At 70.8% G+C, this 21,718-nt stretch carries 25 protein-coding genes; 13 read left to right on the top strand and 12 right to left on the bottom strand.

What is annotated here, in order from left to right; genetic code table 11:
- Positions 1–34: 34 nt before the first annotated feature.
- Positions 35–1,528, bottom strand: a complete 1,494-nt coding sequence (locus ASE44_RS11145) for a cytosine permease (protein WP_082455969.1) — start codon at positions 1,526–1,528, stop codon at positions 35–37.
- Between the two features lie 185 nt (positions 1,529–1,713).
- Here ASE44_RS11145 and ASE44_RS11140 point away from each other — a divergent pair, with 185 nt between their 5' ends.
- The 3 genes from ASE44_RS11140 to hisD all read left to right on the top strand — a co-directional run bounded on the left by ASE44_RS11140 (position 1,714) and on the right by hisD (position 4,971).
- Entirely contained in the window at positions 1,714–2,598 is an 885-nt protein-coding gene (locus ASE44_RS11140; protein ID WP_056779752.1) for a nitrilase-related carbon-nitrogen hydrolase, read from the top strand.
- Between the two features lie 9 nt (positions 2,599–2,607).
- Complete coding sequence (locus ASE44_RS11135) at positions 2,608–3,540, top strand: LysR family transcriptional regulator (protein WP_056009496.1); 933 nt, start codon at positions 2,608–2,610, stop codon at positions 3,538–3,540.
- A gap of 114 nt (positions 3,541–3,654) precedes the next feature.
- On the top strand, positions 3,655–4,971 hold the full coding sequence (hisD, locus tag ASE44_RS11130) for a histidinol dehydrogenase (protein ID WP_056009494.1): 1,317 nt from the start codon (positions 3,655–3,657) through the stop codon (positions 4,969–4,971).
- A 24-nt stretch (positions 4,972–4,995) separates the two neighbouring features.
- Here hisD and ASE44_RS11125 read toward each other — a convergent pair whose 3' ends face one another.
- Positions 4,996–5,655, bottom strand: coding sequence for a HEAT repeat domain-containing protein (locus ASE44_RS11125; protein ID WP_056011671.1), 660 nt, complete (start codon positions 5,653–5,655; stop codon positions 4,996–4,998).
- A 107-nt stretch (positions 5,656–5,762) separates the two neighbouring features.
- Here ASE44_RS11125 and ASE44_RS11120 point away from each other — a divergent pair, with 107 nt between their 5' ends.
- Together ASE44_RS11120 and ASE44_RS11115 are read left to right on the top strand one after the other, a co-directional pair.
- Positions 5,763–6,095, top strand: a complete 333-nt coding sequence (locus ASE44_RS11120; protein ID WP_056009492.1) for an NIPSNAP family protein — start codon at positions 5,763–5,765, stop codon at positions 6,093–6,095.
- Positions 6,092–6,667 carry a GNAT family N-acetyltransferase gene (locus ASE44_RS11115; protein WP_056009490.1) on the top strand — a complete coding sequence of 192 codons (576 nt, stop codon included), beginning with the start codon at positions 6,092–6,094 and terminating at the stop codon, positions 6,665–6,667. Before ASE44_RS11120 ends, ASE44_RS11115 begins: the two co-directional genes overlap by 4 nt.
- On the opposite strand, the gene ASE44_RS11110 is transcribed toward ASE44_RS11115, so the two are convergent.
- Positions 6,664–7,746 carry a sensor histidine kinase gene (locus tag ASE44_RS11110; RefSeq protein WP_056009488.1) on the bottom strand — a complete coding sequence of 361 codons (1,083 nt, stop codon included), beginning with the start codon at positions 7,744–7,746 and terminating at the stop codon, positions 6,664–6,666. The two genes, ASE44_RS11115 and ASE44_RS11110, sit on opposite strands and share 4 nt — an antisense overlap.
- Positions 7,743–8,399 carry a response regulator transcription factor gene (locus tag ASE44_RS11105; RefSeq protein WP_056779749.1) on the bottom strand — a complete coding sequence of 219 codons (657 nt, stop codon included), beginning with the start codon at positions 8,397–8,399 and terminating at the stop codon, positions 7,743–7,745. Before ASE44_RS11105 ends, ASE44_RS11110 begins: the two co-directional genes overlap by 4 nt.
- 224 nt (positions 8,400–8,623) lie before the next feature.
- Between ASE44_RS11105 and ASE44_RS18545 the strand changes: the two genes are divergently transcribed.
- From ASE44_RS18545 to ASE44_RS11095, 3 genes are read left to right on the top strand one after another with little or no spacing between them, the layout of a single operon-like run.
- Positions 8,624–8,773, top strand: coding sequence for a hypothetical protein (locus tag ASE44_RS18545; protein WP_157579901.1), 150 nt, complete (start codon positions 8,624–8,626; stop codon positions 8,771–8,773).
- On the top strand, positions 8,773–9,978 hold the full coding sequence (gene rffA, locus ASE44_RS11100; protein ID WP_157579899.1) for a dTDP-4-amino-4,6-dideoxygalactose transaminase: 1,206 nt from the start codon (positions 8,773–8,775) through the stop codon (positions 9,976–9,978). Before ASE44_RS18545 ends, rffA begins: the two co-directional genes overlap by 1 nt.
- Positions 9,975–11,201 carry a glycosyltransferase family 1 protein gene (locus tag ASE44_RS11095; RefSeq protein ID WP_157579897.1) on the top strand — a complete coding sequence of 409 codons (1,227 nt, stop codon included), beginning with the start codon at positions 9,975–9,977 and terminating at the stop codon, positions 11,199–11,201. The genes rffA and ASE44_RS11095 overlap by 4 nt, the downstream gene beginning before the upstream one ends.
- A 34-nt stretch (positions 11,202–11,235) precedes the next feature.
- Here ASE44_RS11095 and ASE44_RS11090 read toward each other — a convergent pair whose 3' ends face one another.
- Positions 11,236–11,772 carry a hypothetical protein gene (locus ASE44_RS11090; RefSeq protein ID WP_056779743.1) on the bottom strand — a complete coding sequence of 179 codons (537 nt, stop codon included), beginning with the start codon at positions 11,770–11,772 and terminating at the stop codon, positions 11,236–11,238.
- 238 nt (positions 11,773–12,010) lie between these two features.
- Between ASE44_RS11090 and ASE44_RS11085 the strand changes: the two genes are divergently transcribed.
- From ASE44_RS11085 to ASE44_RS11075, 3 genes are all read left to right on the top strand, one after another.
- A complete protein-coding gene (locus tag ASE44_RS11085; protein ID WP_082455968.1) occupies positions 12,011–14,332 on the top strand; it encodes a carbon starvation CstA family protein in 2,322 nt (773 codons plus the stop codon).
- On the top strand, positions 14,332–14,562 hold the full coding sequence (locus ASE44_RS11080; RefSeq protein ID WP_056009478.1) for a YbdD/YjiX family protein: 231 nt from the start codon (positions 14,332–14,334) through the stop codon (positions 14,560–14,562). The genes ASE44_RS11085 and ASE44_RS11080 overlap by 1 nt, the downstream gene beginning before the upstream one ends.
- A 65-nt stretch (positions 14,563–14,627) precedes the next feature.
- Positions 14,628–15,236, top strand: a complete 609-nt coding sequence (locus tag ASE44_RS11075) for a TetR/AcrR family transcriptional regulator (protein WP_056009476.1) — start codon at positions 14,628–14,630, stop codon at positions 15,234–15,236.
- Between the two features lie 19 nt (positions 15,237–15,255).
- Here ASE44_RS11075 and ASE44_RS11070 read toward each other — a convergent pair whose 3' ends face one another.
- Together ASE44_RS11070 and ASE44_RS11065 are read right to left on the bottom strand one after the other, a co-directional pair.
- Positions 15,256–15,771 carry a hypothetical protein gene (locus tag ASE44_RS11070; RefSeq protein WP_056779741.1) on the bottom strand — a complete coding sequence of 172 codons (516 nt, stop codon included), beginning with the start codon at positions 15,769–15,771 and terminating at the stop codon, positions 15,256–15,258.
- A gap of 10 nt (positions 15,772–15,781) precedes the next feature.
- Complete coding sequence (locus tag ASE44_RS11065; protein ID WP_056009472.1) at positions 15,782–16,078, bottom strand: hypothetical protein; 297 nt, start codon at positions 16,076–16,078, stop codon at positions 15,782–15,784.
- Between the two features lie 46 nt (positions 16,079–16,124).
- Here ASE44_RS11065 and ASE44_RS11060 point away from each other — a divergent pair, with 46 nt between their 5' ends.
- Positions 16,125–16,736, top strand: a complete 612-nt coding sequence (locus ASE44_RS11060) for a hypothetical protein (RefSeq protein WP_056779737.1) — start codon at positions 16,125–16,127, stop codon at positions 16,734–16,736.
- A 43-nt stretch (positions 16,737–16,779) separates the two neighbouring features.
- Here the strand turns inward: ASE44_RS11060 and ASE44_RS11055 are convergent, their stop codons facing one another.
- The 3 genes from ASE44_RS11055 to ASE44_RS11045 are packed head-to-tail and all read right to left on the bottom strand — an operon-like array spanning position 16,780 to position 20,035.
- Positions 16,780–17,514, bottom strand: a complete 735-nt coding sequence (locus ASE44_RS11055) for a hypothetical protein (RefSeq protein WP_056779733.1) — start codon at positions 17,512–17,514, stop codon at positions 16,780–16,782.
- Positions 17,511–18,809 (bottom strand): hypothetical protein, encoded by a 1,299-nt coding sequence (locus ASE44_RS11050; protein WP_056779731.1) that lies wholly within the window; start codon positions 18,807–18,809, stop codon positions 17,511–17,513. The genes ASE44_RS11055 and ASE44_RS11050 overlap by 4 nt, the downstream gene beginning before the upstream one ends.
- A complete protein-coding gene (locus tag ASE44_RS11045) occupies positions 18,806–20,035 on the bottom strand; it encodes a 26S protease regulatory subunit (RefSeq protein WP_056779729.1) in 1,230 nt (409 codons plus the stop codon). Before ASE44_RS11045 ends, ASE44_RS11050 begins: the two co-directional genes overlap by 4 nt.
- A gap of 198 nt (positions 20,036–20,233) precedes the next feature.
- On the opposite strand from ASE44_RS11045, the gene soxR reads away from it, so the two are divergent.
- Positions 20,234–20,677, top strand: coding sequence for a redox-sensitive transcriptional activator SoxR (gene soxR, locus ASE44_RS11040; RefSeq protein WP_255353627.1), 444 nt, complete (start codon positions 20,234–20,236; stop codon positions 20,675–20,677).
- 34 nt (positions 20,678–20,711) lie between these two features.
- On the opposite strand, the gene ASE44_RS11035 is transcribed toward soxR, so the two are convergent.
- Entirely contained in the window at positions 20,712–21,101 is a 390-nt protein-coding gene (locus tag ASE44_RS11035) for an MmcQ/YjbR family DNA-binding protein (RefSeq protein WP_056779726.1), read from the bottom strand.
- 23 nt (positions 21,102–21,124) lie between these two features.
- Positions 21,125–21,661, bottom strand: a complete 537-nt coding sequence (locus tag ASE44_RS11030) for a hypothetical protein (protein ID WP_200921059.1) — start codon at positions 21,659–21,661, stop codon at positions 21,125–21,127.
- Positions 21,662–21,718 lie beyond the last annotated feature (57 nt).

Here is a 21,718-nt window from a genome sequence, read left to right as displayed (position 1 = left end):
GGTGCCGCGGAGCGGGCGCGTACCCGCCTGCGGGTCAGCGGCGCCGGGTGCTGAACGCGACGGCCTGGTGGCCCGTCTCGGTGACGTCGCGCTCGGCGGCCGCACGCTCGCCGCGGAGGTCGAGCGACCGGGAGAGGAGCACATACGAGACCGCGGACGCGGCGAGGCCGATGAACAGGGCGAGGTCGGCCCCGCCGAGCGCCTGCGCGATCGGACCGGTGAACCACACCGTCACGACGAACGGGATCATCGCGACGATCCCGATCGCGTAGGCGACGAGACCCCGCCAGCCCCAGGCGCCGTAGACACCGTTCGGGGTGAAGATGTCGCGGACCACGTAGTGGCCCTTGCGCACGAGGTAGTAGTCGACGAGGTTGATCGAGGTCCACGGCACGAGGACGTAGAGCAGGACGACGAGGAAGCTGCTGAAGTTCGCGAGGAACTCGCCGGTGCTGAGCAGGGAGCCGATCACCGCGAGCGCGGCGATGGCGAGACAGGTGACGACCCGCAGGGCGCGCGTCGGCCGCACCGGCCGGATGGAGTCGATGATCGTGATCGTCTCGATCGAGGCGGCGTAGATGTTGACGGTGATGACGCTGATCAGCCCGGGCAGTGCGGCGACGAGCAACCAGGTCCCGGAGCCGGGCAGGATCGCGTCGGCCGCATCGCGCACCCCTTCGAGCGGATCGGCGCCCTGGAACGCGCTGGCGACGAACGCGCCGAGGCCCATCAGCCAGACGGCACCGACGAAGACGCCGCCGTAGGTGTACGCGAGGGCGCGGCCGGGGTTGGTCTGCGGCGGGAGGTAGCGCGAGTAGTCGGAGACGTACGGGGCCCAGCCGAGTGCGTAGGCCGCTGCACCGCCGAACTGCACGAGGAACGCGACCCAGTTGAATTCCGCGAAGGACAGTGCGTCGGCCGGGAGTGGCACGACGAAGGGGACGACGACGGTGAACAGTCCGAAGGTGACGAGGAAGAGCGCGGTGAGCCAGGACTGCGTGCGGTGGATCCAGGAGTAGCCGAAGATCGCGAGGAGGACCGCGACGCCACTGATGAGCACGTACCAGCCCGCGCCGGCGTCGACACCGGTCGTCATGGTGAGGACGTCCGCGCCGAGCATCTGGTTGAACATGTTGAAGCCGACGAGGCTGAAGACGACGATCGCGCAGATGAGGACGACGCCGCGGTAGCCGAACTGGGCGCGCGACTGGATCATCTGCGGGAGGCCGAGTTGTGGGCCCTGCGCCGAGTGGAAGGCCGTGAACACCGTCCCGACGGCCACGCCGAGCACGATCGCGAGGAGGGATGTCGCGAGGTTCGCTCCGAGCGCCGCACCGAGCATGCCGGTCGCCAAGGTCGTGACCTGCGCGTTCGACATGAACCAGAGCGAGAACAAGGAACGCGGGCGACCATGGCGCTCGTCGAGCGGGACCCAGTCGATGGAGCGGGACTCGACGAGGGACGGCTGGGCGTCACCTGCTCCGGCGGCTGGGCCGGGCGTGGACGAGGATGCGGCGGGTGTCGCCATGGCTGGCCTCCGGGGCTCGGGCGGTCGAGGAGTGCGACGGGCAGCGGGGTCTGCCTCGGGTCGGTGACTCGCTCGTGCCGACGACGGTATCCGCCGCCCACGGACGGGCACAATCGGCCATGCCCCGATCCCAGCCATCGGGGAACACGATGGTCCCGTCGGCGGCGGCTTCGTATGATCGCTGGATGACCAGCACCGACCCGACGGGCGCCATCGACCACACCGACCCCGACGCGCGGAGTGTCCGGGTCCGCGCCCAGGAGCTCGCCCCCGTACTCGGCGACCTCGCCGGCAACCTCCGCACCATCGAGGCGGCCATCCGGGACGCCGTCGCGGACGGGGTGCAGCTCCTCGTGCTGCCCGAACTCGCGACGAGCGGGTACTACCTCGACGGCCCCGAAGCGGCCCGGGCGGTCGCACTCCCGGTCGACGCGCCCGTGTTCGGCGACTGGGCGTCGCTGCTCCCCGAGGACACCGTGGTGGTCGTCGGCTTCTGCGAACGGGACGGCGAGACGATCCACAACAGTGCCCTGGTCCTCGGCGCCTCGGGCACCCTCGGGGTCTACCGGAAGGTGCACCTGTGGGACGAGGAGCAGATCGTCTTCGTGGCCGGCCGCGAGGCGCAGCCGGTGGTCGAGACGCCGATCGGCCGGCTCGGCGTCCTCGTCTGCTACGACCTCGAGTTCCCCGAGGTGCCGCGCGGTCTGGCCCTCCGGGGAGCGGACCTCCTCGTCGTCCCGACGAACTGGCCCCTGGTCGATCGGCCAGACGGCGAACGCGCGCCCGAAGTCGTGCAGGCGATGGCGGCGGCGCGCGCATCCGCGATCCCGATCGTCTGCTGCGACCGCTCCGGTACCGAGGCCGGCAAGCCGTGGACCGAGGGCACCACGATCATCCCGGCCGACGGCTGGCCCGTCGGCGCCAAGGACGCGCAGGGACGAGTGGACGCGACCGTCCGGATCGACCGGGACGCGACCCGGATCGGTCCGCGCAACGACGTGCTCGCGGACCGGCGGCCGGAGCTGTACGGGGCGGTCACCGCCCAGGGCTCCTCCGACCGCCATCGCTAGGCTGACCGCATGACCCTCGCGCAACTCCGCGCCTTCCTCGCCGCCTACGAGAGCGGGTCGTTCACCGCCGCGGCCGCCGAACTCGACAGCAGCCAGGCCTCCGTGTCCGAACTCGTGAGCCGCCTCGAGCGCGAGATCGGCCTCCAGCTGTTCGCCCGCGGTGCGCGTCGGCTCGTCCCGACGGCCGCCGCCGAGGAGCTCCGCGAGCACGCCAGGCGAGCGGTCGCCGCCATCGACGGCGGACTCGACGCGCTGTCCGCGATCACCTCGCTCGACGGCGGCGTATGCACCTTCGGTGTCCTCCGCAACGCCGCCTACTACGAGCTCTCCGACCTCGTTCAGCGCTTCCACCAGCGGTACCCCAACGTGCGCGTGCGACTCGTGGGACTGAACTCCGCGCTCGTCGCGGACTCCGTCTCGAGCGGCGAGATCGAGGCCGGGCTCGTGGTCCTCCCGGTGCCTGTGACGGGCCTCGCCATCCGGCCGCTCTTCCGCGACGAGGTCTTCTACGCCTCCACCACCAGGGATCCTGTCGCGGGACCGGTCGGGATCGACGAGTTCGCGGACGCCAAGCTCGTGCTCTACGACGCCTACGCCGGGTGGCGGGACCCCACGCGCCTCCAACTGCTGGAGCGCGCTCGTCTCCAAGGCCGGTCGATCGAGCCCGCCGTCGAGGTCGAGCACGTGGAGACCGCCCTGAGCCTCGCGGCGACCGGCGCTGCGGACACCATCGTGTCCGGCACGGTCGCCCGCACCGGCGGGTTCCCGGAGGAGTTGACCCTCACGCCCTTCGCCGAACCGCTCTACGACACGATCGCGCTCGTGCAGCGCGAGGGCGCCTACCTGTCGCCGGCCACCGCACGGATCGCCGAACTCGCAGAGCACACCCTGCTCGCGGCGGCGGAGCCCGACCAGGTGATCGCGACGACACCGAGGCGCTGATCGCAGACCGCTGGCCGCTGATCACCAGCCCGCGTCGGCGTATCGGATGACCCGATGGCTCGCGCAGGCACGTCCCCCGTTGTCGCCCGCGCACCGCGTTCGTACGCTCGCAGCATGCGTTTCAGTCCTCCCGTGCTCCAGTCCCTCGCCGGCTCCTTCCACCACCTCAAGACACCGCTCGTCGACGCTCCACCGGCGCAGCGCGACCCGGCCGTCATCGAGACCGTCTCGGCCATGCTGCTCGACATCGAGCGTCGCGGCATGGACGCCGTGCTCGACGCTGCCAAGCGTCTCGACCGGTACGAGGGCGGCGACGTCGAGCTGACGCGCGAGCAGATCGCGACCAGCGGCGACCGCCTCCCCGCCGACCTCCGAGCCGCCATCGACCTCGGCGGCGAGCGCACCCGCGCCTTCGCCCAGGAGCAGCGGGCGCACCTGCAGGACTTCGAGACCGAGCTCGTCCCCGGACTCGTCACGGGCGTGAAGTACGTGCCCGTCTCCCGCGTCGGCGCCTACCTCCCGGCCGGCCGCTTCCCCCTCACCGCCAGCGCGTTCATGACGGTCGGCGTCGCCAAGCAGGCCGGGGTGCCGACGGTCATCGCCTGCACGCCACCGCAGCCGGACGGCGGCGCGAACGACGCCGTCGTCTACGCCGCGCACGTCTCCGGTGTCGACCGCGTCTTCGTCCTCGGCGGGGTGCAGGCGCTCGCCGCGATGGCCTACGGGCTGCTCGGCGAGCTGCCGATCGACATGCTCGTCGGCGCGGGCAATGCCTTCGTGGCCGAGGCGAAGCGGCAGCTGTTCGGCACGGTCGCGATCGATCTCCTCGCCGGTCCGTCCGAGGTCGCCGTCCTCGCGGACGAGACCGCCGACCCGATCCTCGTGGCCGCCGACCTCCTCGGGCAGGCCGAGCACGGGCCGAATTCGCCGGCCGCGCTCGTGACGACATCGGAGGAGCTGGGCCGGGCGGTCGTCGCCGAGGTCGAACGGCAGCTGCCGACGCTCTCGACCGAGTCGATCTGCGGGCCGGCTTGGCGCGACTACGGTTCCGTGACGGTGGCTGCGGACCGGGAGACCGCAGCAGCGCTCATGGACGACCTCGCCCCCGAGCACCTCGAGGTCATCACGGCCGACGACGCCTGGTACCACGAGCGGTTGCTCAACTACGGCTCGATCTTCCTCGGCGCGTGGAGCACCGTCGCGTACTCGGACAAGGGCATGGCGGGGACCAACCACGTCCTCCCGACGGCCGGCGGTGCCAAGCACAGTGCCGGGCTGTCGGTGTCGCGGTTCCTGAAGCCGCTCACCTACCAGCGGATCGCGGAGTCGGCGACGCCCGAGCTGGCCGATGCGGTGCAGGTCATCTCCGACTCGGAGGGCATGGCCGCGCACAGTGCGACGGCGACCCTGCGCACCGCCCGGCTGCGCTGAGGTCGGCGCGGCGGATCCGCGCCGTCAGCGTCCTTGGCGGAGGGCGTGCTGGGCTTCCTGGATCGCCTCGTCGAAGTCGAGTTCCGGGTCGCGCAGCATCCGGGCGGTCGCGCGGGCGTGCACCCGTGCCTCGCGCTCGGACTGCTCGGCATCCGTCACCTGTTCGACGGCGTCCACCGCGAGCTCGCCGATGGAGAGGAACGCACGGGTCAGGCTGAGTCGCACGTCACGGTCGCCGCGTCCGAACTGCCGCGCAAGCAACTCGGCGAGCGCCGGCGCCTCGCGCTCGGGGACGACACCTGCGGCGGTGCGCCATGCGGCTCGGGCGACCTGATCCTCGTCGTCCTCCAGGAGTGCGAGGGTGATCGCCGACCAGGTGCGCGGGTCGCCGGTCTTCGACAGGGTGTGGAGCGCCTGGCTGCGGGCCTGTGGGAACACCGAGCCGAGTTCTTCGACGAGGCGGGGCACGGTCACCTCGGGGTCGTGCCGCACGAGGGCCCAGGTGAGCATGTCGCGCACGAAGAAGTCGGGTTCGACGGCGCACCGGTCGACGAGCACCTCGATGTAGGCAGGCTTCGGCGTGGTGCCGGCTGCGAGCGCGGCTTGGAGCCGGTCCGAGGAGGCCGGCACACGCAGGGCGCGGGCGAGCCCGTTCGCGGCCGCGTCGTCGTACTCGGAACTCATCTCGATCACCTTCCGTGGCGTGCTGGGGACCGTTCCAGCGTAGGTGTCGGGCGGTCCAGGAAGCCCCGTATGACGACGGTCGTCGGGGAACCGCCAGACTGGGATCCATGATCACCATCCACCTGCGCTACCGGATCGACCCTGAGCAGCTCGACACCTTCACCGAGTATGGGCGGCGTTGGATCCGTCTCGTCAACCGGCTCGGTGGTGATCACCACGGCTACTTCCTCCCCGCGGAGGGCGACAACGACGAGGCGTTCGCGCTGTTCACCTTCCCGTCGCTCGCCGCGTACGAGCAGTACCGCATCGCGGCCGAGACGGACCCCGAGTGCATCGAGGCCTACGAGCTCGTGCGGGGCACCGGCTGCATCCTGCGGTTCGAGCGCCGGTTCCAGCGGCCGCTGTTCGGCGACGAGCGCGACGAGGAGTCGCAGGCATGACCGTTCCGACGGTGGACACCTCGAAGCTCGCGAAGCTCGACACCCTCACGACCCCGAGGCTCCGGTTGGTCCCGCTCGCCCCGGTCCACCTCGAGCCGACCCTTCGCGGCCTGGCCGACCCGGAGACCCTGCGTCTCACCGGGACGCCTGAACCCATCCCGCGCGAGGCGATCGAGCGGCACCTTGCGACCGTCGGCGCGCGGGACGACCGGGCCGACTGGGCTATCACAGCGATCGATTCGGGCGAGTACCTCGGTGAAGTGGTGCTCAACGAGCTCGACGAGGACAACGCCTCGATGAACTTCCGGATCGCGCTGGCTCCCGGCCGGACCGGGCAGGGCTTCGGGACGGAGGCGACGACGGCGGTGCTCGACCACGCGTTCGACGTCCTCGGGCTGCACCGGGTGGTCCTCGACGTGTACTCGTTCAATCCGCGCGCGGAGCGGTCCTACGTCAAGGCTGGGTTCGTCGTCGAGGGGCGTCAGCGCCACACCCTCCGCTGGGACGGCGAATGGGTCGACTCGATCCTGATGTCGGTGCTCTCCACCGACGACCGCTCGAGCACCCGCTAGTACGGAGCGCGGAACGTCAGCGTGAAGGAGGTGGGCGCGTCCTCGGTGAGGAGCGTCCCGTTGAGGAGTTCCGCCCGCTCGGTGAGGCCGACGAGCCCGTGGCCCGCCGACGACCACGTGGTCCCCGCCGACCGCGCCGGACGAGCGTTCCGGATGACGACGGTGACCTCGTCGGGTGAGGCACTGGCCCGGAGCTCGACGGGCGCTCCCGGGGCATGCTTGCGGGCGTTCGTGAGGCCCTCCTGCACCGTCCGGTAGATCGCCCGCTGCAGCGGCGCCGGAAGCCCGTCCGGCAGCTCGATCCCCGTGGTGACGTCGATCCCACTGTCGGCGATCAGCCGGCTGAGGTCCTCGACCGTCGGTTGCGGCGCCAACGGTGCATGCCCCGTCTCCGCGCGGAGCAGGGTGACCATGTCGCGGAGCTCGTCGAGGGTGCGCGAGGCGAGCGAACGGATCGTGACCGCCATCCGCTTCGTCCCCGGCTCCTCGGTCTGCACCTGGATCGCCCCAGCCTGGACGGCGATGAGGCTGACCTGGTGGGAGACCACGTCGTGCATCTCCCTCGCGATGCGCGTGCGCTCCTCGACGAGGACGTCGGAGGCGATGCGCGCGCGCTCGGTCCGGCGGACCTGCTCGAGATCGCGGATCCGGTCGAACAGCTCCCGTCTGGTGCGCACGAGCAGGCCCAAAGCGATCGGCGCCGCCGCGTACAGGCCGGCGTAGACGATGGACAGGATCGTGTAGTTGGCGGAGTTCCACCCCCACCACGGCACGGCCGCGAGGACGAAGACGACGATGCCCGTCGCGACGAGCCGCCAGCGTCGGCGCTCCCGGACCGCGACGGAGAACAGCGAGGCGAGGCCGGCGAGGGTCGCGAGGTTGAGGGTGAACGCCGGCACGGCGAAGAGGAGCGCGATCCACGGCCACCGTCGCCGGAAGATCAGTCCGACCGCCGCTGCGATCGCCAGCCCCGACTCCCAGGGCGACGCCCATTCGAGCGTCGCGAGGCTCTCGACGACGGCCGCCGCGATGATGGCGAGTTCGATGAGGACCGACCAGAGCCGGGATCGGCGGGTCATGCGTGATCCGTCTCGTCGACGCGGACACCGGCGCGCTCCGCGATGATCGCCGCCTCGAGCCGGGTGGTGACGTCGAGCTTGCCGAGGATCGCACTCACGTGGTCCTTCACCGTCGCCCGGCTGAGATGCAGCGCCTCGCCGATCTCCGTATTCGACGCGCCCGTCCGCAGCGCCGCCAGCACGTCCTGCTCGCGGCCGGTCAAGCCGGACAGTCGCCTGGCCGCCTCGCGGTCGGCGCCCCTGGCGAAGCCGCCGACGAGGGTCCGGGACACCTGCGGCGAGAGCACGATGCCGCCTGCCGACAGCGAGCGGAGCAGCATGGGGAGCTGCTCCGGGTCGGTGTCCTTCACGAGGAACCCCGCGGCGCCACTGCGGAGGGCGCGCGCGATGTAGTCATCGGAGTCGAAGGTGGTCAGGATCGCGACGACGGGCGGGTCGTCCCAGGTCTGCAGTTCGTCGAGGATGTCGAGCCCGTTCCGGCCGGGCATCCGGACGTCGAGGAGGACGACGTCGGGACCACTCGCGCGGATGGCGTCGACGGCCGCGACCCCGTCGACCGAGGCGACGACCTCGATGTCCTCGACCGCGCCGAGGATGAGTTCGAACCCGGATCGCACCAACGCCTCGTCGTCGACGACGGCCACTCTGATCACGGGGTCTCCTCAGCTCGACTCTCACCCTACGAGCCCACGGGATGGAGCGGTGACGGTCCGGCTTCGGAACCCGCCAGGTGGCGGGGGTGGAGTAGCCCGCAGCAGGATGTGGGCCGATCGACGCGCGACCGATACTGGAGCACCCGGGCGGGCTCCAACGTGCCCGGTGGGTCGGTGCGAACCGCCCGATCGACATCCGGGGGGATCAGCATGAGGAACGACACGTGAGCGCAAGACGACGGGACGGTGAGCGTCGCGCGACCGTCGAGGACTCACCGACGGTCGGCATCGGGATCATCGCCACCATCGTCATCGTCGCGGTCGTGATCGTCGCAGCGGTCTTCATCGTCGCGCTGCTGCTGGGTGGCCGATGATGGCGGAGGTCGGGATCTCGCCGCGCATCCCGCTGTCGAAGCCCTACCGTGCCGCCGGTGAACTCGAACAGCTCGAGCAGGTGCTCGCCTCGGACCACGTCCACGGCGACGGCCGGTTCACGGCATCGGCCTCCGACCGACTCCGGCACCTCACGGGCGCCCAGCACGTCCTCCTCACCACCTCGGGGACCCACGCGCTCGAGATGATGACCCGGCTGATCGGCGTCGGGCCGGGTGACGAGGTGATCCTCCCGAGCTTCACGTTCCCCTCGGCGGCGAACGCGGTCGTCCTCGCCGGGGCGACGCCGGTCTTCGTCGACAGTGACCCGACGACGGGCAACCTCGACCCGCAGCACGTCGCCGACGCCATCGGACCCCGCACGCGGGCGATCTCGGTCATGCACTACGGCGGCGTCCCCGTGGATGTACCGGCCTTCCTCGGTCTCGCCGCCGAACACGGACTGCACCTGCTCGAGGACAACGCGCACGGCCTCGGCGTCAGCGGCGCTGGTGTCCGGCTCGGCACGGTCGGGACGATGGCCGCGCAGAGCTTCCACGACACGAAGAACGTGCACTGCGGCGAGGGCGGTGCGTTGCTCATCAACGACGAGTCCGTGCTGCTCCGCGCCGAGATCATGCGCGAGAAGGGAACCGACCGCGCCCAGTTCCTCCGAGGTCAGGTCGACAAGTACAGCTGGGCGGACCTCGGCTCCAGCTACCTGCCGAGCGAACTGAACGCCGCGGTGCTCGACACCCAACTCCGCGACTTCGACGTCATCCAGGCGCACCGGCACCGGATCTGGGACCGGTACGCGGCCGAGCTCGCCGAGTGGGCGCACGATCGTGGCGCGACGCTCATGGACCCGCCCGGCGGCGTGCACGCCGCACACCTCTTCTTCCTGCTGCTCCCGGACGCCGAGGTGCAACAGGAGTTCCTCCGCCACCTGCAGGCGCACGGCATCGGTGCCGCCTTCCACTACGTGCCGCTCCATTCGAGTGCGGCCGGTCGGCGATACGGTCGGGTGGTGTCGGAACCGCAGCACGCGGTCCGGTTCGCCGAACGCCTCGTCCGGCTGCCGCTGTGGCCGGCGATGACCGATGCCGAGGTGGACCGGGTCGTCGCCGCGGTCCGCGCGTTCGGGGCGACACCCGACCTCACGGCGGCGACGACGGCATCGACGGGACAGGATTCCATATGGGCATGATCGAGCAGGGGCTCCGCGCCATCCGTGGCGAGGGTGTCCGGTCGACGCTCTGGCGTGCCGCGCACTTCGCCGACGGACGATTCAACCCGATGCGTCGGAAGCCGACCGACCTCTACCCGAGCGACGCGATCGCCGCCGACTGGACGGTGCCGCGGCACTTCAACGTCGCCGAGTTCCCCCGGCGCCCCTACGACGTGGCGTGGTTGATCTCACCGCCGAGCCGCACCTCCGGCGGGCATCAGAACGCGTTCCGCTTCATGGAGTTCCTCGAACGCGCCGGTCACCGCCTCACGATCTACCTGTACCAGGCGTCCGCGCAGCCCGCCGTCGACATCGCCGGGATCCGCGCGATGATGGCGGCGAGCAGCGCCTACCCGGAGCTGCAGGCCGACATCGTCCGGTACGACCCCGTCACCGGCATCGCGCCGGGGGCCGACGTCGTCGTGTCCTCCGACTGGCAGACGGCGTACCCCGCGTTCCGCTACCAGGGGCCGGCGAAGCGGTTCTCCTTCGTGCAGGACTTCGAACCGTGGTTCTACCCGGCCAGCAGTGAGTACGTCCTCGCTGAGAACACCTACCGCTTCGGGTTCCACGGGTTCTCGGCCGGACCGTGGTTGGCCAGGAAGGTCGCCGACGAGTACGGCATGAGCTGCGACCACTTCGACTACTCGGTCGACAAGCAGCACTACTCGCACGTGAACGACGCACCCCGCACCGAGATCCTCTTCTACGCCCGTCCGCCGACGCCTCGGCGCGGCTGGGAGATCGGCGAGCTCGCGCTGACCGAGTTCCACCGGCTGCGCCCGGACATCACGATCAACCTCGTCGGCTGGGACATGTCGGGCTACGAGACGGGGTTCCCGTTCGTGAACCGCTCGGCCATGGACATCTCCGAGCTGAACGCCGTGTACAACCGCTGCGCCGCAGGCCTCGTGCTGTCGCTCACCGACATGTCGCTGCTCCCGCTGGAGATCATGTCCTCCGGGGTGGTGCCCGTCGTCAACGACAGCCCGAACACGACCGGCGTCCTCGACAGTCAGCACATCGAATACGTGCCGCTGTCGCCCGCTGCGATCGCCAGGCGACTCGTCGACATCGTCGAGCGGCCCGACGCGATCGAGCACGCCAAGCGGATCTCGGCGTCGATCACGGCCGCCGACTGGTCCGACCCCGGCGCGCAGTTCGTCGAGCAGTTCGAGCGGGCGATGCGCTCGTCCATCTGACGCGCGGCGCGCTCGGCTGAGGCTCGGCGCGGCGTCAGCCCACCCGTGCCTGCCGACGGCGGGCGTCGAGGTCGGGGAGCATCTCCGCAACCGGCGGGGTGACCCGCCGCCCGTCCTCGGCCTCCGGTGGGGTGCTCATCGACCGCAGCGCGTGCTCGACCGCCTCGCGGATGCTCAGACCACTCGCCGTGATCGCGTGCAGCTGCGCCAAGGCCTCTGGATCCACGATGACGACGGAGACGGGCGTCTCCTGCTCGGGTGTGTCGACGCCGGAGCCGGCCCGCGCCCGTCGGGTGGCGAGTCCGTGCGCGATCCATGCACGGTTGCGCTCCACGTCGACCTTCAACAGGCGGGTGTTGCGCCGCACCCGCTCGGCGATGAGCTTGCCCTCGTGGATGTCCGAGTACACCTGCCAGCGCGGGTACAGCAGCCGGGTCGCGAGGTCGGACGGCCGGGTCGGGACCGGGAGGTCGTCGATGAAGTCCTGCACCACGGCATCGGAGAGCGCCTCGCGCAACCCACGTCGTTGCACGCTGTCGTCGGACGACGGAACGGGGAACGTCAGGGTCATGGGGATCCGGTGGTCAAGGGGCGGGTGGTCGATCGGAACAGCAAAGACCGGATCAGTCTTGCGCCGAACCCTGGGCGCAAGGCGTCCGGCGGCTGGAAACCACCCCGGAACCAACCCTGCAAGTGCTTGATCGCGCGAGTCCCGTTCCAGCCCGGTGAGGCCGGATCCGGTCGAGCGCCCACCGGCGGGTCGCTGTTACCCTCGACGCACGAACACCACCGTTGAGGGAGGAATCGTCATGGGCAACGACGCCGGACGACAGGACCGAGCACGCGCAGGATCGAACCGGCGCGGAGCACAGCAGCCCGCCGGTGGGGGTGAGGCGGAACCCGTCCTCGTCCAGGATCCGGAGCTCCCACCCACCGCGGTCGACGAGGCCGAGCACGCCCCGCGCTGGACCCCCGCCAAGGTGGTCCTCTGGGTCGCCATCGCCCTCCTCGGCGGGTTCGCGTGGACGATGCTGGCACTCGTCCGCGGCGAGACGGTCAACGCGATCTGGTTCGTCTTCGCGGCGGTCTGCACCTACCTCATCGCCTACCGCTTCTACTCGAAGCTCATCGAACGGAAACTGCTCCGCCCCGACGACCGGCGGGCGACGCCGGCCGAGTACCTCGCCAACGGCAAGGACTTCGTCCCCACCGACCGCCGCGTCCTCTACGGGCACCACTTCGCCGCGATCGCCGGTGCCGGCCCCCTCGTCGGCCCCGTGCTCGCCGCGCAGATGGGTTACCTGCCCGGCACCATCTGGATCATCATCGGCGTGATCCTCGCCGGAGCCGTGCAGGACTACCTCGTCCTCTTCTTCTCGATGCGCCGCGGCGGCCGCTCCCTCGGCCAGATGGCGCGCGACGAGCTCGGCGTGATCGGTGGGACGGCCGCGATCATCGCGACGCTCGCGATCATGGTCATCATCGTCGCGATCCTCGCCCTCGTCGTCGTCAACGCCCTCGGCGAGAGCCCCTGGGGCGTCTTCAGCGTGTCGATGACGATCCCGATCGCGCTGTTCATGGGTGTGTACCTGCGGTTCATCCGGCCGGGCAAGATCACCGAGATCTCCATCATCGGCTTCGTCCTCCTCATGTTCGCGATCGTCGCGGGCGGCTGGGTCGCGGAGACCGAGTGGGGCGCCGCGGCGTTCACCCTCGACCGCACGGTCATCGCCGTCGGCATCATCGTCTACGGCTTCGTCGCCGCGATCCTGCCGGTGTGGCTGCTGCTCGCACCGCGCGACTACCTCTCCACGTTCATGAAGATCGGCACGATCGTGATGCTCGCCGGGGCGATCGTCCTCGTGCGGCCGGAGATCACGGTGCCCGCGTTCAGCGAGTTCGCCGGTGGTGACGCCGGCCCGGTGGTCAGCGGCTCGCTCTTCCCGTTCCTCTTCGTCACGATCGCGTGCGGCGCCCTCTCCGGCTTCCACGCGCTCATCGCGTCCGGCACCACGCCGAAGCTCGTCGAGAAGGAACGCCAGACCCGGTTCATCGGCTACGGCGGCATGCTCATGGAGTCGTTCGTCGCGATCATGGCCCTCGTCGCCGCCCTGTCCATCGACCGCGGCATCTACTTCGCGATGAACTCCTCCGCGGCGGCGACCGGTGGCACCGTCGAGGGCGCGGTCGCCTTCGTGAACTCGCTCGGGCTCGCCGGGGTGAACCTCACCCCCGACGTGCTCACGCAGACCGCAGCGAACGTGGGGGAGGAGTCGATCGTGTCCCGCACCGGCGGTGCACCGACGCTCGCCCTCGGCCTCGCGCACATCATGCAGCAGCTCATCGGCGGCACCGCACTCATGTCGTTCTGGTACCACTTCGCGATCATGTTCGAGGCCCTCTTCATCCTCACCGCCGTCGACGCCGGCACGCGTGTGGCCCGCTTCATGCTCCAGGACACCTTCGGCAACATCATCCCGAAGTTCCGCGACCCCGACTGGCGACTCGGCGCCTGGATCTGCACGGCCGTGATGGTCGCGGCGTGGGGAGCGATCCTCATCATGGGCGTCACCGACCCGCTCGGCGGCATCAACACCCTGTTCCCGTTGTTCGGCATCGCGAACCAGCTGCTCGCCGCGATCGCGCTCGCGGTCTGCATGGCGATCGTCGCGAAACGCGGGAACTTCCGGTGGCTGTGGATCGTCGCCGTGCCGTTGGCCTTCACCGCGGTCGTGACGATCACCGCGTCGATGTTCAAGATCTTCTCGCCCGTCCCCGCCGTCGGCTACTGGGCGCAGAACGCGGCGTTCCGCGAGGCGCTCGCCGCCGGCGAGGACAGCTTCGGGAACGCGCCGACGCGGGCGGCGATGGAGGCGGTCGTGCGGAACACCACCGTGCAGGGCGTGCTGTCGATCCTGTTCGTGACCCTCGCGATCATCGTCATCTTCTTCGCGATCCTCCACACCGTGCGGTCGTTCCGCACGGGCGGAGGGCCGAGCTCGGAGGACCCGGCGCTCCCGTCGCGTCGCTTCGCGCCGGCGGGGATCGTCGCGACGAAAGCGGAGAAGGCTCTCGAGCGCGAGTGGTCGACGGTGGACGCCGACAAGCGTCCAGCACGGTCGGGGCACTGATGTCCGGCACCGGGTCGGCGACCGGACCGGGAGCCGTGGGGCTCGCGGTCCGGCGGGGCTGGGCGTCGGTGCGGTGGTTCGTCACCTCGCTCATGGGCGACACCGCCTACGCGACCTATGTCGAGCACCACCGACGCGTGCACCCGGACACCCCGGTCCCCGACGAGCGCACCTTCTGGCGGGAGCGCTTCGCGGAGCAGGACCGAACGCCCGGTTCACGGTGCTGCTGAGCTCCAGCACCGCCTGGGAGAATGGGGCCGGACCTCCACCACGCCCCATGCCGAAGGAACCCCCCATGAGCATCGACGACCGCACGCTCGGCCGACGCGAACGCAACAAGCTCGACAAGCTCGCTCGCATCACGGCGGCGGCGGGCGAGCTGTTCGCCGAGCGCGGCGTCGACGACGTGACGACGCAGGAGATCGCCGACCGCGCGGACATCGGCACCGGGACGCTGTTCCTCTACGCGAAGACGAAGGGCGAGCTGCTGCTGCTCGTGCAGAACTCGACGTACGCCGACGCGCTCGCCGAGGGACGCGAGGCTGCCGCGGCCGCCGGGACGATGACGGACGGGGTCCTCGCCGTCATCCGCCCGGTCGTCGAGTGCAACCGCAAGCAGATCGACAACGGCCGCACCTACCTCCGGGAGATCGTGTTCGGCGACCCCGAGGAACCGCACCACCGCGTGGCGCTCGACCTCACCCAGCAGACCGAGGCGCTCATCGCCGACGTCCTCGTCGACCGCGGCGGTATCGCCACCGAGGTCGCGGGCACCCTCGCCCACGTCGTCTCCGCGATCATGTTCGTGAGCATGGCGGCGACGGTGAACGCGGCCCGGACGGTCGACGAGATCGTGGAGGAGATCGCCGCGCAGGTCCGTGTGATCCTGCCTGATCCAGCTTGATCCGGTGTGATCCGGCGGCCTAGGAGCGCCCCCGGCTTTTCCAACCGGTGAGCCGTTCGAACCGCTTGCCGTCGATCGGGACGGTCCGGTCGATCATCGAGACGGAGGCGTTGCGCGTCCCGCCCACCAGCTGCGCAGCCCGCTCGGCGGCGGCGGCGACCCGTTGCGCGACGAGGCCGACCGTCCCGCCGTCGCCGCGGAACCCCCAGACCGTCGTCGTGTGGAGGACGGAACCGTGCTCCGTCGCCCGGACCGCGACGGGCGCCGCGCAGCGGGCATAGGGCCGACGCACACCGACGAGCGACAGGAGCGGGACGAGCTCCAAGGCGTAGGAGCTCAGGCTCGATGCGCGGTCGTCGCCGATGACGGCGTACCGGATGCTCCAGGCGTCGGCCGCGAACGACTCGGGTGCCACGGCGAAGCCGTCCGCCTGCAGTGCCGACAGCATGGCCGCCTGGGTGTCGGCCGGCGGGAGCGGCGAGACGATCTCCTGGAAGCGCACCATCGACCCGATGGCGAACGCGTGTCCGCTCATGCAGGTGCCCTCACTGGTCCACGGCGTGGACCGAGAGCACGACCTGCTCCTCCGGGACGAGCGCTTCGAGCGCCTTCCGCGCGGTCGGGTAGTCGCGACCCTCGGCCTCGATCGTCCGTGTGGCGACAGGCCGGTAGACGGCGGTGCCGACGAGGTCGCCGTTCACCCGTCCGCCACCGTGCAACGCGGCGAGCGTGTGGCCGGGCGGGGTGGCGGCGAGGACGGCCGCGCGCAGACCCGCGACATCGGGTGCGGCGGCTTCGGTGGTGATGGTCGCGCGGTCGCGGAGGGTGGCGATGAGCTTCACCCCTCAAGCCTACGGAACACCGCCGACGGCTCGGTAGCCTGGGCGGATGACCGAATCGATCAACGAACCGATCGCCGAAGCGCCGGGGCTCGAACTGCTCGCTGACGGTCTCCGGATCCTCGACACGATCTCGGCTCTCCCGCCTCGGCAGGCGGCGACGCACCCCTCGCTCTGGCCGCTGCTCGGTGTGCCGGCGATCGACCGGGGTGCGCTCGTGATCTTTCCCCTGGCCGTCGCCACGATCAGCGCGACGGACCGATCAGCGCTCGAGCGGCTGCGCGAGGTCTGCGCCGCCCTCCAACGCGACTGCATCCACGTCCACGGCGGCGACTTCATCCACGGGGAGACCACGCTCGACCCCGAGGAGGATCCGTATGGACGACGCCTCGCCGAGGTGGGCGCGCTCACGACCACACCCCGGGGCGTCGTGGTGTGGCGTGTCCGCGATCGCGGCGCGGCGCTCGTCCTCGTGGTCGACGAGGCCCGCGGCCAGGCGACGCTCGCCTTCCACCTGGTGCCGAAGGACTGGATCTGGAATGGGCCGTCCGAGCCCGCGACCAAGCGCGAGGCGTCCCGTCGCCGGACCGCGGTGAAGGAGCAGTCGGCGGTGGACGTCGTCTGGTCGTGGCCGGCGGCCGACCTGGCTCAGGTGCCCTGACCGGCGGCGGCTCCGCGCGGCTGGTCCGGTCGAGTCGAGCCGTTCAGTGCCGCATCTCGTTCGGTGCCGCATCTCGTTCGGCGTCGGCGGTGCGAGCGGCGAAGAGTGCGAGCGACACCACGATGCCGGCCACCACAGCGAGGATCGGCGGGAACCAGAACGACAGATCATCGACTTCGGCGGCGCGGATCGCCATGCACACGAGGGCGACCGCCGCGAAGAAGGCGGTTCCACCGGCGATCTGCACGGCGCGGGTGCGGACGGCGCCGTGGTCGCGACGCCCGATGCCCCACTGGAGGAGGACGTTGATGAACGCGAGGCTGTAGCAGGCCGCGACGACCGGGAGGCCCGTCTCAGCGGGGAAGATGAATTCGCCCAGGTCGCCCGAGTTGCCGGTGCCTCGTGTCTCCGCCCGGGAGAAGGTGAACGGCGACATCCACAGCCACCCTGCTCCCGTGACGAGCCACATGACGGCGGTCACCGTGCCGAGCACCCCGATGCGTCGAAAGCTCTCGACGATGCTCGGCTGGATCCGCTGCGTCGACTGCTCGCGGAGCTGCTCGTACATGTCGTCGAACGCCGCCTCCTCGGTCGTGAACCATCGCCGGGTGGTCTCGACGGGGCTCGACGTATGGTCGGTCGTGTAGACCGTCCACCCACCGTCCATCGGGGCGAAGACCACCGACTGCGGCGCGATCGTGTCGCCCTCGTCGAGGAACAGCGCGTTCCCCCGGTCGGCAGCCGCGACGCCGAGCGCCGTCAACTCCTCCCGCTTCACGACTCGTCCGTCGGCGGTCGGCCCGTCACGACCGCGGAGCGTCCCGGGCGGGCATCGGCTCCACCGAACGCGGCGACGCGGTCCCACAGCCAGTCCGTCAGGCTGGACGCGATCTCCTCGTCGTCGCTGCCTGCGCCGCGTCGGTACAAGCGGCCACCGGCACCCTCGAAGAGGTAGGCGTCCGCATCGTCGGTGAAGAGCAGGGTGAAGTACTCGTGCTCCGCGTCCCACTGCGGCCATGCCGCAGGATGCTGTTCGATCGCCGCGTCCAGGGCTGCGACCTCGGCGCCACTGAGCAGTCGGAAGGGCCGACCGTCACCCCACAGGCCGCCGGATCCCGGACGCTGTCCGTCGCGCCAGGCGAGGACCTTGTCGTCTCCGCCGCTGGCACGCGCCGCATCACGGTCGAGGGGCGGGCGCAGCGACGCCGCCAGCTCCGCCGGCAGCAGCGGGTCCAGCGCGGCGAGCGCCTCGGCGAGCCCGGCTCCGAACACCTTGTCGCGCAGGATCCGCCACGCGATCTCGCCCATGCCGGCTCGTCGCAGGTCGTCCATGGTGCCGGCCCCGCGTTCGATGGGGTCGAGGAACCCGCGGGCGACGATCATCCCGCCCTGGGCGACCTCGTCCGTCGGGTCCTCGCGGAGCACGCGGGCCAGCAGTTCGGCGGCCTCCTGCGGACGGTAGTCGTAGAGGTAGGCGAAGGCCAGAGCGGTCGACAGGGTCGTCTCGCTCGGGTCGGCTTCGATCGCCTGCTGTGCGGCCACGAGGAACCGTGCCGGCGGGGCTCCGGTCGACAGGAAGTGGAGGGCTCGGAGCCCCAGCGCCCCGGCGTACGCCTCCGGCGCGGTCCGACCGGCCAGTTCGACGGCGCCGTCCATCGACGTCCAACCGCGCTCGGGGTCGTCGGCCATCGCGACGGCGGCCGCGAGGTCCATGTGGTCGAACCAGTCCGCGTCGGGATCCTCTCGGAGCACGAGTTCGCCGAGGCGCATGGCCTCCGTGAAGTCACCGGCGGACGCCTCGAGGTCGCGGAGTCGCCGGAGTGCCCCGAGGAACTGCCGGTCCCGGCGTCCGAGCAGCTCCCGCAGGAGCCGTCGGGCCTCCTCGACGTCGCCGCACGCCTCGCGGTGCGTGGACAGCAGGATGATCATCCCGGTGAACTGCGGCGCCCGGGCCAGGACGCTCATCGCGAGTTCGGGGATCCGCGGGTGCTGTGGCTGGAACTCGAAGAGTTCCCAGGCGAGGTCGCGGTCGTGTTCGATGGCCTCGCGTTCGACGCCGACGGGCTCGCTCATCGGAGACCGTGCTGCACGCGGTAGGTCCGGAGTTGGGCGAAGGTGCCGTCGTCCACGCCGTATTCGAGCACGGGCGCGACCTGGTCGAACCAGGACGCCGTCGACGGGATGAGGCCGGCGGCGGCCTCGAGCAACCCCTCTGTGGTGACGGGCACGATCGCGCCCGCCTCCATCGACGCCGACAGTGACCGTTGCAGGGCGACCCGTGAGACCTGCGCGATATCGGCACCGGAGAACCCCTCGGTCGCCGCAGCCACCGTGATGACGTCGACCCCCTCGGCAGGCTTGCCCTCGAGGTCGCCCTGGAGGATGGCGGCCCGAGCCACGGCGTCCGGCGGGAGCACGAGGACCGTCTTGTCGATCCGCCCCGGACGACGGAGCGCCGGGTCGATGTCCCAGGGACGGTTGGTCGCGGCCAGGAAGTACACGCCGTCGTTCTCGTTCGCGACACCGTCGAGCTCTTCGAGCAGCTGGGTCACGATCGTGCGCATCGACTGCGACCCGCCGCCCGAGGTGCGTCGGCCGCCCAGGGCGTCGAACTCGTCGAAGAAGATGACGCAGGGCGCGGCTGCGCGGGCGTCGTGGAAGACGCTCTGGATGGCCTTCTCGCTGTCGCCCAGCCATTTGCTCAGGAGGTCGGCGAGGGTGACGTGGATGAAGGAGGCGCCCAGGTCTCCGGCGATCGCCTTCGCGATGAAGGTCTTCCCGCACCCGGGCGGCCCGTACATGAGGAGTGACCCGCCCGGCTTCTGCCCGAACGCGGCGGCGAGTTCGGGATTGCGCAGCGGAGCGAGGAACGTCGAGTCGAGGTGCTGTTTGACGTCGGCGAGACCCGCGACGTCGGCGAGGGTGATCGCGGGCCGCTCCGCGTCCCAGAGGCCCGGTTGCCCGATGCGGACGGGCGCCTGGTCGGGTGTCGACGCGTTCGGGGCCGCCGTCGGCCGGTCCGGTGTCGACGAGTTCGCTGTCGGGTCGCCCCCGGGGGTCTCGGCGGGCGCACCGCCCGTCGTGCCACCGCGCAACCGTGCCGCCATCACCCGCGCTCGGAGCAGGCGCACGCGCGCGGGGTCACCGCCGAACCGTTCGAAGGTGGACACCTCCTCGGCCGCGCGGTCCACGTCGTGCTGGAGCAGCAGCGTGACGAAGTCCTCGCGTAGTGCCGCGTTCTGTGGATCCTGCGCCACCTCGGCAGCGATCACCTCGAGGAAGTCCCCGTCCTGTGTCATCTCGTCCCCCCACGGTCCGTGTCAGATGCCGACCATCCTGCCAGCGGGACGCCGATGAGCGACAGGCGTCGGCCCGGATCGGTCCGGATCGAGCATGGGGAGGGGTGCCCATCCGTCACCCTGGGCTGGTGTACCGTCGACAGCGGGCCGAACCTGAAGGCGGCTTGAGGTCGGATCGAGGAAGGCGGGTGGTGCGACGTGCACCGTCCCGGCGAGCTGTTGAGTGTCGGCGAGATGAGCCGCCGCACCGGCGTCGCCGTCTCCGCCCTCCACTACTACGAACGCCTCGGCCTCATCGCCTCCGAGCGGTCGACCGGGAACCAGCGACGGTACCCACGACACATGCTGCGCCGCGTCGCCCTCATCTCGGTCGCGAAACGCCTCGGCATCCCGCTCGAAGACGTCGCCGAAGCATTCGCCGACGTCCCCCTCACCAGCACCCCCAGCCACGAGGACTGGCAGCGGGCCTCACGTCGCTGGCAGAAGGTCCTCGAACAGCGCCGACGCGGCATCGAACAGCTCGAACGCGAACTCACCGGCTGCATCGGCTGCGGCTGCCTCTCGATGAAGGCCTGCACCCTCCTCAACCCGGACGACGAACTCGGCGACACCGGCACGGGCGCTCGCCGCATCCCGGTCTGAGCGCGCTGCCGGGCGGCACGCGCACCGCCTGAGCTCAGGCGTCGCCGCGCTGCCCGAAGGTGGCGGGGTCGACCGGCCGCAAGCGTTTCGGCAGCCCCTCCACGACGAGGAGGTACGACTCCGTGACGAGGTCGTCGACGAACGCCGGTTCGAGCTCACCGTCCGGCGTGAGCGAGATCCAATGCCGCTTGTTCATGTGATAGCCGGGGATGATGTCGGGGAACGCCTCACGGAGGCTGCGGCTGTCCTCGGGGCGCGCCTTCAGGGTCACGATCGGTTCGCCCGTCGCGCCGGTCTGGAGCATGAACACCTTGCCCCGCACCTTGTACACGTCCCACTCCTCACCGAAGGGATGGGTGAGCTCCGCGCCCGGAAGCTCGTCGGCCCGGCGGGCGGCGCGCTCCTGCAGCTCGACACCGTGCATCGTGATCCTCCCGGGTGGACGGCTCAGCGCTGTTCGGACGCCGGACGGAACCGCGCCAGGTTCGGCAGCGGGACCCACGAGCCGAGCCGCGGGTAGTCGAGGGCCACGCCGACGACGCCGCGTTCGCCGAAGGCGAGGACCCAGTCGATCGCCGCCGGGATCGGGACCGCGAGCAGGGAGACCGTGGCGTCCGGCGGGACGAGGCCGTTCGCGTAGGCGGCCTCCTGGGCACGCGTCCCGCTGCTGTAGACGCAGAGCAGGTTCCCCGGCTGGGCGGCGAGCGCGTAGGGACGCGGTTCGTCGTCGGTGCCGCGGTTGATGAAGACCCAGCGGTCGAGGGACGCGACCGCCTGCCACAGGCGGATCTGCGGGTCGATCTCCTCCGGTGCTGCGCGGCAGGCGGCGTCGAGCGCGTCGAGCTGTGCCAGGACGTCGGGGCTCGGTTCGAGGGTGCGGCCCTGGTTCGGCTGGTCCGTGGCGTCGGGCTGAGCGTCGCTCGGGCCGGTCTCATTCGGGCTGGCGTTGCTCGGGCTGCCGTCGCGGCGGAACGGGTTCTGCATGGTCACTTCCTCGTGGCTCGGCGTGCGGGTTCGGGACCCCGCCAACGCTAGCGCAGG

It is taken from the genome of Plantibacter sp. Leaf1, from assembly GCF_001421315.1.
Classification (GTDB): Bacteria; Actinomycetota; Actinomycetes; order Actinomycetales; family Microbacteriaceae; genus Plantibacter.
This window is presented reverse-complemented; position numbering and strand designations above follow the sequence as displayed.